The 12176-nt window shown below is 41.6% G+C and carries 12 protein-coding genes; all 12 read right to left on the bottom strand.

Annotated elements, in window-relative coordinates; genetic code table 11:
• Positions 1 to 21: 21 nt before the first annotated feature.
• Positions 22 to 567, bottom strand: coding sequence for an HslVU peptidase proteolytic subunit (gene hslV, locus EKM76_RS01690; protein WP_125548941.1), 546 nt, complete (start codon positions 565 to 567; stop codon positions 22 to 24).
• Between the two features lie 26 nt (positions 568 to 593).
• Positions 594 to 1502, bottom strand: coding sequence for a tyrosine recombinase XerC (gene xerC / locus EKM76_RS01685; protein WP_125548940.1), 909 nt, complete (start codon positions 1500 to 1502; stop codon positions 594 to 596).
• A 61-nt stretch (positions 1503 to 1563) separates the two neighbouring features.
• Positions 1564 to 2877 (bottom strand): FADH(2)-oxidizing methylenetetrahydrofolate--tRNA-(uracil(54)-C(5))-methyltransferase TrmFO, encoded by a 1314-nt coding sequence (gene trmFO, locus EKM76_RS01680; protein WP_125548939.1) that lies wholly within the window; start codon positions 2875 to 2877, stop codon positions 1564 to 1566.
• Between the two features lie 42 nt (positions 2878 to 2919).
• Positions 2920 to 4995 carry a type I DNA topoisomerase gene (gene topA, locus EKM76_RS01675; RefSeq protein ID WP_125548938.1) on the bottom strand — a complete coding sequence of 692 codons (2076 nt, stop codon included), beginning with the start codon at positions 4993 to 4995 and terminating at the stop codon, positions 2920 to 2922.
• A 97-nt stretch (positions 4996 to 5092) separates the two neighbouring features.
• Entirely contained in the window at positions 5093 to 5956 is an 864-nt protein-coding gene (gene dprA, locus EKM76_RS01670; protein ID WP_125548937.1) for a DNA-processing protein DprA, read from the bottom strand.
• A 52-nt stretch (positions 5957 to 6008) separates the two neighbouring features.
• A complete protein-coding gene (locus EKM76_RS01665) occupies positions 6009 to 6767 on the bottom strand; it encodes a ribonuclease HII (RefSeq protein ID WP_125548936.1) in 759 nt (252 codons plus the stop codon).
• Entirely contained in the window at positions 6767 to 7618 is an 852-nt protein-coding gene (gene ylqF, locus EKM76_RS01660) for a ribosome biogenesis GTPase YlqF (RefSeq protein WP_125548935.1), read from the bottom strand. The genes EKM76_RS01665 and ylqF overlap by 1 nt, the downstream gene beginning before the upstream one ends.
• Before the next feature lie 137 nt (positions 7619 to 7755).
• Positions 7756 to 9228, bottom strand: a complete 1473-nt coding sequence (locus EKM76_RS01655; RefSeq protein WP_125548934.1) for a S41 family peptidase — start codon at positions 9226 to 9228, stop codon at positions 7756 to 7758.
• Positions 9229 to 9249: 21 nt separating this feature from the next.
• Positions 9250 to 9477 carry a YozE family protein gene (locus EKM76_RS01650; protein ID WP_125548933.1) on the bottom strand — a complete coding sequence of 76 codons (228 nt, stop codon included), beginning with the start codon at positions 9475 to 9477 and terminating at the stop codon, positions 9250 to 9252.
• A gap of 41 nt (positions 9478 to 9518) precedes the next feature.
• Positions 9519 to 10127 (bottom strand): YpmS family protein, encoded by a 609-nt coding sequence (locus EKM76_RS01645; protein ID WP_125548932.1) that lies wholly within the window; start codon positions 10125 to 10127, stop codon positions 9519 to 9521.
• 9 nt (positions 10128 to 10136) lie between these two features.
• Positions 10137 to 11012 (bottom strand): SGNH/GDSL hydrolase family protein, encoded by an 876-nt coding sequence (locus EKM76_RS01640; RefSeq protein ID WP_225417851.1) that lies wholly within the window; start codon positions 11010 to 11012, stop codon positions 10137 to 10139.
• Between the two features lie 190 nt (positions 11013 to 11202).
• The gene (locus EKM76_RS01635; protein ID WP_125548931.1) at positions 11203 to 12048 is read right to left on the bottom strand and encodes a DegV family protein; all 846 of its coding nucleotides are present in this window, start codon (positions 12046 to 12048) and stop codon (positions 11203 to 11205) included.
• Positions 12049 to 12176 lie beyond the last annotated feature (128 nt).

Here is a 12176-nt window from a genome sequence, read left to right as displayed (position 1 = left end):
TACTGTGGTTATAAAATAGTTTTATAGATCTTCGACAATGATATTGTGATTAGTGAAAATATCGATATCACCGGCGATGCTGATCGCAGCATGGGCAATGTCATGGGCGCTCATGGTTTGTGCATTAGCCGTTAATGCTTTGGCTGCTGCTAACGCATAATTACCACCGGAACCGATGGCTAAAATATTATCGTCAGGTTCGATCACTTCACCGTTACCAGAAACCAATAATAATTGATCCTTATTCATAACGATCAATAAAGCTTCCAGCTTTTGCAAAGTCTGATCGGAGCGCCAGTCTTGCGCTAGTTCAACTGCCGCGCGCGATAAATTGCCACTGTATTCATTTAATTTCTTTTCGAAACGTTCCTCTAGGTTAAATGCGTCGGCCACACTACCGGCAAAACCAACGACGACCTGGTTGTTATAGATGCGACGCACTTTTCTAGCCGTACCCTTCATGATCACTTGTTCACCCATGGTCACTTGACCATCGCCAGCCATTGCGGCTTGTCCGTTATGGCGAACTGCACAGATGGTGGTTGCTTCAAATTTTATCGCTGTCATTAGTCATATTCCTTCTTTGCTTATATTTAGGATTGGGCACGCGGAAAATATTTACGATAATCTTGCTGTAAATGTTCTGTCGTTACGTGAGTGTAAATTTGCGTTGTTGATAGGCTACTATGACCCAATAACTCTTGAACTGTCCGTAGATCAGCACCATTATTCAATAAATGAGTGGCAAAGGTATGGCGCAACATGTGGGGATGAATATCGGAAGTCAGACTACTTTTTTTGATGATCTGATTCAAAATATACTCGACACCCGCAGCCGTTAATTGCTTACCATAGTGATTAACGAAAACATAATCATGCTCAGTCTGATATTTTTCCATCAAAGGTGTGCGGCAATCAGTTAAATAATGATCTAATGCTTCCGCGGCAAAATGACCAAACGGGACGTAACGATCTTTATTACCTTTACCATGGATCAGCATCACACTAAGATCAAAATCGACCGCACTGAGCTGTAAATTAACGCACTCACTCACCCGGATCCCTGTCGCATATAATACTTCAAGTAATGCCGAATTGCGTAGGTCTAAAGGCCGATCTCCTTGTGCCGCATCAAATAGCGCTTGCATTTCTTTTTCATAGAAAAAACGGGGTAAATGGGCGTTGTGCCGCTTTAATTGCACCGTTGAAAAAGGATTGGTGGTAACAAAATTATTTTTGACCAGATAATTATAAAATGAACGTAAGCTAGAGATTTTGCGTGAAACTGAATTACGACTGTATTGTTGTTCATACAAAAAACTAAGGTACGTCCGTACATCTAATAATTTTATCGCTTTAAAAGAATTGATGCCACCATTGTCCTTGAGAAAATGAACAAAACTCAAAATATCTTCTTGATAGGCCTTACTAGTCTCCGGACTATATTGTCGTTCAACCGATAAGTATTGCATAAATAAATCGAGCCAATTTAATTCTAACAAAAAAATCCCTCCCGACTTAATGCATTTACTGTAACACAAGTCGGAAAGAATTTAAAAGTAGCTATAATTGGGGCTTGAATTCGGCCAAAGTAGTTAGTGAACGGTCAGCTAAAGTCTGATTACGCAACTGCTTATCGCGAATCTTTTCCGGTAATGCTTTGATGATACCAAAATTAGCATTCATTGGTTGGAAATGACGAGCATTAGTATGCGTGATGTAGTGAGCCATCGCCCCGATCATTGTTTCTTCTGGAAAAATCAGTGGCAGTTGTTCTTGAGCCAGACGAGCTGCATTGATACCTGCAACTAAGCCACTAGCAGCACTTTCGACGTAACCTTCAACGCCAGTCATCTGACCAGCAAAGAATAAATCAGTTCGCTGTTTGGCTTGATAAGTTGGTTCTAATAGCTCTGGTGAACGCATAAAGGTATTACGATGCATCACACCGTAACGTACAAATTCAGCTTGCTCAAGCCCTGGGATCAAACGCAAAACCCGCTTTTGTTCGCCCCATTTTAGATGAGTTTGAAAGCCAACAATGTTGTACAAACTCCCGGCAGCATTATCTTGACGTAATTGGACCACTGCATAGGGCTGTTTACCAGTGCGCGGATCTTCCAGGCCAACTGGTTTTAGTGGGCCAAATAACATGGTCTTCAATCCGCGCTTAGCCATAACTTCGATCGGCATGCAACCTTCAAAAAACTTTTCTGCCTCAAAGTCATGCATGGCCGCTGTTTCAGCAGTGATCAAGGCATTGTAGAACGTCTCAAATTCCTGCTTATTCATCGGACAATTAAGGTACGCCGCCTCACCTTTGTCATAGCGTGATTTAAGGTAAACTTTATCAAAATCGATACTATTTTTATCAATGATCGGTGCAGCAGCATCATAGAAATACAAGCTATCACTGTCATTAAGTGCTTGAATTTGTTCAGCTAAGTCGGCTGACGTTAATGGCCCAGTAGCTACAACTGTTGGTCCGTCAGGAAAATCAGTTAATTCTTCATTATGCACAGTGACGTTGGGCAGTGCTTTGATTTGTTCAGTGACCATAGCTGAAAAAGGTTCACGATCGACCGCTAAGGCACCACCTGCTGGCACGGCATTTTTATCTGCAGCATCTAGAATAACTGAATTTAATTGGCGCATTTCTTCCTTTAATAGACCAACTGCATTGGTGATTTGGTTAGCCCGTAATGAATTTGTGCAAACTAACTCGGCAAATTGATCTGTATGATGGGCTGGCGTTGTTTTTACCGGCCGCATTTCGTACAGATCCACGTTTATACCACGTTGTGCGGCCTGCCAAGCAGCTTCACTACCAGCTAGACCAGCACCGATCACATTAATATGGGGAGCATTCTGTGTCATATTCGTTCCTCACTTCTATTTCACGATTGTTGAAACCTAATGTTATTTTTGTACAGCCTCTTCGTAATCGCCATTCGGACAGACGACTTGTTTGCCACCTTTGATCTTCTTTTCGACCAAGTAATGACCATCCTTAGGACAATCACGGCCGATCGGTTTGTCCCAAGAAACAAAATCACATTCTGGATAACGACTGCAGCCGTAGAAAATACGTTTTTTCTTAGATTTTCGTTCTAAGACCTGGCCAGTATGGCATTGAGGACAGATCACACCGATTTCCTTTGTGATCGCTTTGGTATTTCGACAATCAGGAAAACGACTGCAGGCATAAAACTTACCATAACGTCCCAGCTTAATGACCATTGGCGCGCCACAAATATCACAATCAAAACCAGCTGGTTCATCTTTGATCTGCACTTTTTCGATGTTCGTTTCCGCTGAAGTCACTTCTTTTTCAAACGGTTGGTAGAATACATCGACCACTTGAATCCATTTTTGCTTACCCGCTTCAATGGCATCAAGATCACTTTCCAAGCCAGCAGTGAAATCAATATTCACAATATCTGGGAAAAATTCAACAATGATACTATTAACGATCTCACCAAGTTCAGTTGGTTCAAAACGCTTAGCTTCAAGCTTAACGTAGTAACGCCGTTGGATCGTTTCGATAGTTGGCGCGTAAGTGGATGGCCGGCCAACGCCGTTTTCTTCAAGTGTTTTGATCAAAGTTGCTTCAGAAAAACGTGCCGGTGGCTGGGTGAAATGCTGATTAGGCTCGTTTTTAGCTAATTTAACCGTATCGCCTTCCACTAAATTAGGCAACATATTATCTTTTTTATCTTTATTACCGCTATCGTAAACTTTGGTAAACCCAGCAAATTTCATTTTCGAACCAGTAGCTTTATAGGTAACGCCATTTTGCTCGATCGTCACCGCCATCGTATCTAAAATAACTGGCGTCATTTGACTGGCTAAAAAACGTGACCAGATCAATTGATAGAGTTTCATTTGATCCTTGCTTAAAATACTTTCTAAGCTTTTCGGTGTTCGGAGCACACTTGATGGTCGAATGGCTTCATGGGCATCCTGAGCGCCTTCTGGATTCTTAGTTTTATGAATTTTCAAAGCGGCAAATTCTTCACCGTAATTTTCATGGAGAAAATGACTCGCTTCGTGCTTAGCAACTTCAGAGATCCGTGTCGAATCGGTTCGCATATAGGTAATTAAACCTACCGTACCCTGACGCCCACCTAGATTGATTCCTTCATAAAGTTGTTGCGCCACCATCATTGTTTTCCGCGTCCGGAAATTCAAACGCCGTACTGCTTCTTGTTGCAATGAACTAGTGGTAAAAGGTGCTTGCGGGAATCGTTTCCGCTCGCGCTTAGTCACTTTAGTGATATCAAACGTTGCCTTAGGATCGATCCGTTCAACAATTTTTTGCGTAGCAGATTGGTTCTTCAACGCCTTCTTTTTACCATCAATACCGTAAAAACTAGCGGCAAACTTTTTGGTCCCTTTTTTAAATTCGGAATCGATCGTCCAGTACTCTTCTGGTTCAAACGCCTTAATTTCATTTTCCCGGTCGATGATCAATTTTAAAGCAATCGATTGAACACGGCCGGCACTAAGCCCTTTTTTGACCTTTTTCCATAAAAGCGGTGAAATCGAATAACCGACAATACGATCCATGATCCGCCGCGCTTGTTGTGCGTCGACTAAGTCCATGTCAATGCTGCGTGGTGATTTAAACGCATTTTTAACGGTATCTTTGGTGATTTCGTTAAAGGTAACGCGATTTTTATCTGCAGGATCTAAACCTAAAATATGGGAAACATGCCAAGCAATCGCTTCGCCTTCCCGATCGGGATCAGAAGCCAGATAAACATGTTCCGCTTTTTTAGCATATTTTTTCAAATTTTTTATGACGTCACCCTTACCACGGATGGAAATGTAGTGTGGTTCATAGTCATGTTCGAAGTCGACCCCCATTTTACTTTTGGGTAAGTCGCGAATATGACCGAGACTCGCCACGACTTTGTAATTGCGGCCGAGATATTTTTCAATCGTCTTGGCTTTGGATGGTGATTCAACGATCACGAGGTTTTTATACGCCATGACAATCCCCTTTCAGTTCGTTTCTTTAGAACTAACGAATCGTAAAATATCATATGCCAAGCCAAAGCGGTTTGTCAACTCTAACTATTTTTTTGCTTCATATAATACTCATTTCTTCAAGTAAATCATTGGCAGAAAGTGCCGGCCGTGCACCAGCAGCAATCAGCTGATTACAGCCAACTGACAACGGTTGCCACAAAGCACCTGGAACGGCTAAAACATTACGATTAGCTTGTAGTGCCAAGTTAGCGGTAATCAGACTGCCACTATGCTGTCGTGCTTCGGTAACGCACAATGCTTGGCATAAACCAGCAATGATGCGATTACGCTCTGGAAAATGGTAGCGTTGTGGTTTACTGCCTAATGGATATTCAGTCAGTACTAAACCGTCAGTGGCGATGCGTTGCTGTAGCGCTTGGTTCGCTCGCGGATAATAGCCATCTAAACCAGTTCCGACAACGGCAATTGTTCGGCCACGTGCTGCTAGTGTAGTTAAATGCGCCATTCGATCGGCGCCGGCCGCTAGTCCGCTGATTGTCACCACATGATGTGCGACTAAGGCAGGCATAAATTGAGTTAGTACTCGTTGTGTGTAATCAGTTGCTTGCCGCGCGCCTACTAAAGCCAAAGCCGGCTGAGCTAATAGCTCAAGTTGACCTTGATAAAATAAAACACTGGGCGGCTGATAGCTTTCTCGTAAGTATAGCGGGTACGCGTCATCAAGCCAAGTTAATATTTTTAAATTTTGATGACTCTGCAAGATAAACTGCAGGGTATCACTGGCCCACGATTGTTGAAACTGGCGCTGCTGGGTCACATTTAATTGGGCTAACTGACATAACTGTGTTAGGTTCAGCTGGCTTTGACGATGTTGGCGTAAGTATTCAGCAATTCTGAGTTCACCGACCCGGCCAATACCTGAGCAGAGATGAATTTTTAGTAATAAAGTTTGTGGATGCATAAAAACGCTCCTTTTAGTGGTTTAATACTAAACTACGCAAAGGAGCGCTAAATTATTTTAATTGGTTTTTTATCGGTGCAAAACTGCGGCGATGAATTGGTGTTACGCCCAGTTTAGCCAAACCAGCTAAATGTTTAGCCGTACCGTAACCAGCATTATCGGCAAAATCATAGCCGGGATAGGCCTGATCATAAGCTAGCATCAAACGATCACGAATCACTTTGGCCACGATACTGGCTGCAGCAATACTGATACTATGACTATCGCCTTTAAACATACTGATCGTCGGAATATCAGTTTTTAGCTTAACAGCATCGATCAATAAATGGCCGGGCCGCACGCTGAGTCCCGCGACCGCCTGCTGCATGGCTAATTTTGTTGCTTCTAAAATATTAACTCGGTCGATCGTTGCGGCGTCACTAACACCAATTGCAACACTGACTGCTTGTTCTAGGATCTGGGAGTAAAGCTGTTGCCGCAGTGTAGCGGTCAGCTGTTTGGAGTCATTGACCGCATAAACCGCAAAGTCATGGGGTAAAATTACTGCCGCAGTGACCACTGGACCAGCTAGTGGCCCACGCCCGACTTCATCGATCCCGGCAATTTGTGGATATTGTGGCCAAAGTTGCTCTTCATAATGACGCCGTTCCAAAAAAGCAGCACGTTGTGCGACTAATTTGGCTTGCTGCTTCTGATATTGCAGTAAACAACGTTGAACCCCTTTACGCGGATCACTTGCTAATTGGGCCAAATATGCAGCGGTAGGTTGAGTCATTAAATGTTGTTTGATCTGGACAATTGATTCACTCATTAGCTGCCCGCTTCAATGACTTGATCTAGCGTGTAACGGCCTAACTTACCTTTGCGACAATCAAGAATTAATCGTTCACTAGCCCGTTCGTAATCCTGCTTAAGTCCAAAATCAGCGGTTAATTTCATCAATAAATCAGGATCGGTCAAAGTAAGATCTTCTTCAGTTATATGGTAACGTTGCTGTAGGCGTTCAGGAAAATATTGCTTAAAGAATGCTAGCATATAAAGGGCAACATCATCTGAATGATAGAGTGAATCTTTGATCGCACCAGTTAAGGCTAATTTTTGACCAACCAAGGGATCTTCAAATTTAGGCCAGAGAATCCCGGGAGTATCCAACAGTTCTAAGTGCTTGCCGGCCTTTAGCCACTGTTGTCTTTTGGTGACACCGGGATGATTCCCGGTGATCGCAATATTTTTTTTGACTAGTCGATTGAGGATGGTTGACTTACCTACATTGGGGATGCCAATACAGATTGCGCGGATCGGCTTATTTTTGATTCCTTTAGCCTGTTGCCGAGCGATTTTATCGGCTAAGATCACTTGTGCCTGCTTTTCGATTTGCTGCACGTTATGATTATGTTGTGAATCAATACTGATGGCGGGTAAGCCTTGACGCTTAAAATAATCAAGCCAAGCAGCATTTAATGCGGCATCAGCTAAATCGGCCTTGTTAAGGATCATTAGCCGCGGCTTCTGTTGAATGATCTGATCTAAAATTGGATTGCGGGAAGCTAACGGTAAGCGAGCATCAACGATCTCTAAAACAATATCTACCAAATGTAATTTTTCTTGAACCTGCTTCTTGGCTTTTGCCATGTGGCCAGGAAACCATTGAATCGTACTCATATATAAAAATCCTTTCGTTTGCCGGCGTTAAACGCCTGGCTTCGTTCTGTTTTATTCTATCATATTTTTAAACCGAATTTGCGCAGACGAAAAAACAAGGTACTGACAACTTATTTTATCAGTACCTTGTCACTTAATTATTCTTTAGTTAATTGTTCGACTGCTTTATTATAAGCCACATCATTATCGCTAATTTGTTTAGTGATCGCGGTTTGTAATTTATCGATCGTTGCTGGGTCTAACTTGCCGGATTGGGTTAAGTTATTGGCAGCTTGGAAAGCAGTCACAGCTTGTTGTGTTGTGTCACTAAAGTAGCCATTGATCGTTCCTGGATCTTGCCCTACGGCTTTTAATTCAGTTTGTATGGTTTTGATCTTACTGGAAACATCATTCAACTGGTAAGTCTTTGCATCACTGACAACAGGTAAATAAGCGTAACTAGGATATTTAGCCACAATATTAGGCGTTAATCCACGTTTGTTGATCCAGCTACCATTAGGTGTTAACCACTTGGCAATCGTCAACTTAAATTCACTCTTTTTATCGAGCTGGACGACCTGTTGCACAGTGCCTTTACCAAATGATTTGGTCCCGATCAATTCTACATTAGCAGATTGATTTAAAGCCGCCGCAAAAATTTCGGAAGCACTGGCACTACCGTCATCGATCAAAACTTTAACGGGTTCTTTGACTTTAAAGCCGCCGTCCTCAGATTTACTGGCGTGATAAACCGTTGCTTGTCCAGTCCGCGGTTTAACTTGCATTAGTGGCTTGCCATTAGCAACAAACATACTAGATATCTTCAGGGCTTGTTGCATAATACCACCAGGATTACTGCGCACATCGATCACAAATGATTTTGCCCCTTGTTTGCGTAACTTAGTAATTGCCGCTTTAGTTTCCTTGAAGGTTGGTTCTGAGAAACTTGTGATCTGGATATAACCAATGGTTGGTTGATTTTTGTCTAAATGGGCATTCACTGTTTTCACCGGAATCACATCACGCTTCAGTGTTACTTTAAAGCTTTGCTTATCCCGCTTGATCGTTAATTTGACCGTCGTATTCTTTTTACCACGAATCTTATTAGTTGCTTTAGTTGCACTCCAGCCAGCCGTTGATTGGTCATTGATCGCGGTGATCACATCATTGGCCTTCAAGCCAGCTTTTTTAGCTGGACTACCGGCAATTGGCGAAACGATCTCGATGTACTGGCCTTTTTTCTGGATCTCTGCACCAATACCTTCGAAGCTACCGGAGATCGTATTATCTAGGGTGCTGGCGTCACTACCGCTTAAATATTCTGAGTATGGATCGCCTAAGCTAGCGATCATACCCTTGACCGCTCCGTTGATCAATTTATTTTGGTCAGTTTTACGATAATATTGCTGATTGATAGTTTGGTAAACTTGACTAAGTTTACTAAAACCTGTAGTAGACGTATCTAACGATTGACTAGTGCGACTATTTAAGCCGATCACCAAGATCGTCATAAAAATACCGACAAAAAGGGCTAATAACGTTGAACTAATATAAACCAATAAACTAACCCGGCGTTTACGCCGTTTTGGTGCTTTTGGATCTGATTGTGGTTTCTCTTCCAATAAATTCACCTACTTATTTAGCTGCCTCGATTAAAGTTCACGTGCTTGTTCTTGATATTTTAGAAAAGCATCATCAAAAATAGTCATACTAGGTAAATAACCTGCATTTTCTTCCAGATAATGGGATAACGGTTCATAAGCTTGTTCCAACTTGGGGAAACTTTGATCGAAAAAAGCATTGGCGGCAAATTGGGAAATTTCATCATGACTTTCTGGGTCACGTAGCGTCATTAAAAATTGATAAAAACTTTTGCGCATTGATTTCACACCTCTACTTCACGATTATAGTTATTTATTGATCAATTAAATTGGGGAATATAAATATTAAGATTGATTTTATCATTTGGTAAGTCGATTCGAGTTGCCTTGATCTGCATACCGTTTTTCATTTTAAATTCATTCAATTTCAGTAAAATTGTTTTTTGCTTACTATCAAGCACGACCCATTTAGGAAATTTATAACTATGACTAATATAATTCATTACCGTCGTAATTGGTACAGATAAACTACCGATCGCCATTCGCCGCGCCTTCAATTGCACGTCGCCATTTTCTCTAACGTAGGGATCAAAATAAATTGAAAACGGGACCGGATAACCTAATAGCTTAAATTTTCCCTTGAGAACTGCTTGATCGTCCAAGGTAAATTCATACTTGATTTTACTGTTTTTCAGATAATGGCTCAGGTAATAACTGGTGACCGCATTGACCTGCGATTTATTCAAGTTTACAGCAAAGGTTGGCTCACGTTTGATTAATTTTTCGCTACTAGTCGTTGTAGCTGGTGGTGTCGTTAATTTAGTTCCTAAATAAGCCCCACTGCCGATAATGATTGCGACTAAACCGATAAAAAGCCACTTCCACCAATTAAGCGGTGCCTTTTTTGTTGTTCTTTTTTTTGTGTTCATATTCATATCCTATCTATATAACCACTTATTCTTTTGTTGCATCATTACTTGATATAGATCATCCGCCATGACCTGATAGCCGGAATGGTTGGGATGAAAGTTATCTTCCGTAAAAATCAAACTATTTTTGTCACTACTACTGTCGCTGGTAGCTTTAGCCGTTGTCTTTTTCTGAGTTGTCAGTTTTTCACCTTTCGATAATTGATCACAGATATCGATCAAATAACTATTTTTTTGTTGTTTAATGATCTTAGCGGAGGCACTATTCCAATCCTCAACTGCAGTCTGCATCTTAGTCATCTTGGGGAAATAAAGGTAAAACGGATTATAGATGCCGAAAACAAAAATCGGTGCCGTTGTATTTTGTTGACGGACATCTTGTAATAATGTTGTCAAATGACCGAGATAGGCGGTTTGCGCTTTTTTGATGTCCGCTTCATTCAGGTTAAGCATTTGTTGGCGCAGGACCGCCATTAAATCATTGCCACCGACCGACATTGTAATTACGTCCGCTTTTTTTAAAGCTTGTTGTAAAGATCGATCAGTCTTTACCCGCTGATCGATTTGGGTACTCGTTTCACCAGCGATCCCGTAATTTTGGGTCTGGGTCTTAACCGTTTGCTTAGTAGTCAGCTCATCTTTGATGATTCCAACGTAGCCGCCTTGCTTTTGACCGTCACCGATCCCTTCAGTTAGAGAATCGCCAACAGCCACTAGCTGGATGGTTTTCTTCTTTTTAACTGTTGGTTTTGGACGCGTATTAGTCACTTGATCACTAGCTGTGCCTGGAGCAAAATAATTAAGTCCAGCATAAATACCACCGGCAATAACACCAATGATGACGACGACCAAGACGATCTCTTTTAGAATTTTTAAACCGCGCAATGTTGCAACTCCTTGTATATTGATATTTCTTCTAGTAAATTCTCAGCTAAATATTTACAGCTATATTAAAAGGGCTTTGACAAACGCGTCGCAGCCCCATTTTACTACAAATTTTTGATGAGCATGTCTTTGAGATCATCTTTTTAGACACATTTACATTTAATCGGTCAGTAAAGACTTCATTTACTGACTAATCCTCCGTATAATACATGATCGCAAAAGCACCCATACCCGCGTAAGTCGCAATAATTGGACTGGTATCGCGGATCAATAACGGCACATTAGGTAAAGCTGCCTGAATGTCGGCCTTAAATTTTTCCATCACACTATTAGCAGCAACATGTGAAATGCCGATTCCTTTAATGTTAGGTTTAGTTGCTAAGTCAGCAATTAAGTCACGCATAAAATTATTAACGGTTTTTGTTCCGCGCCCTTTAGTTCTGACGTTCAACTCACCATCGATCATTTCAAAAATAACTTTCATGTTTAAGATGCTCGAAATTAAACCAGTTACTTTGCTGACCCGACCACCCTTAACAATGTTATCTAAAGTCATAACAGCCATGTACAATTTGGTACTGTTACGTACCCGGTCGATTGCCGCGATGATAGTTGCCTTATCAGCACCTGATTGTGCTAATTGAGCGGCCCGTAAAACTTGAAAGGCCATACCACGATCAGTTTCACGCGAATCGATCACGGTTACATCGCTTTTACTGAGGTTAGCCGCTTGCCGTGCTGTATTCACAGTACCACTGATCGCGTCAGTCATATGCAACGCAATGACTTGGCTACCGTCAGCCCCTAGCTGATCAAATAATTCAATGAATTCCCCAATTGGTGGTTGGCTAGTTTTAGGTAGCGCTACTGATTGGTTCATTAACTCAACGAACTGTGGGCGGGTAATGGTTTTACCATCGATATATACGGTACCGTCAATCATAACTGAAAGTGGAATGACCGTGATGTTGTATTTTTCAACTTCTTCAGAGGTTAGTTGAACCGACGAATCGGTTACGATTTTTATAGATGCCACGAACTTCAGCCACACTTTCTTACAAATTGTTTTCAACCTGTTATTACTGGAACAAAATTACAGTTTTTAATGATTTGAGCCCAGTAACTAAACACTAATTTAGTATAGCAGATTAACCCTGATTTTTC

This window comes from Loigolactobacillus zhaoyuanensis, from assembly GCF_003946385.1.
Classification (GTDB): domain Bacteria; phylum Bacillota; class Bacilli; order Lactobacillales; family Lactobacillaceae; genus Loigolactobacillus; species Loigolactobacillus zhaoyuanensis.
The sequence above is the reverse complement of the archived record's forward strand: the minus strand, read 5'-3'. Positions and strand labels throughout refer to the sequence as shown.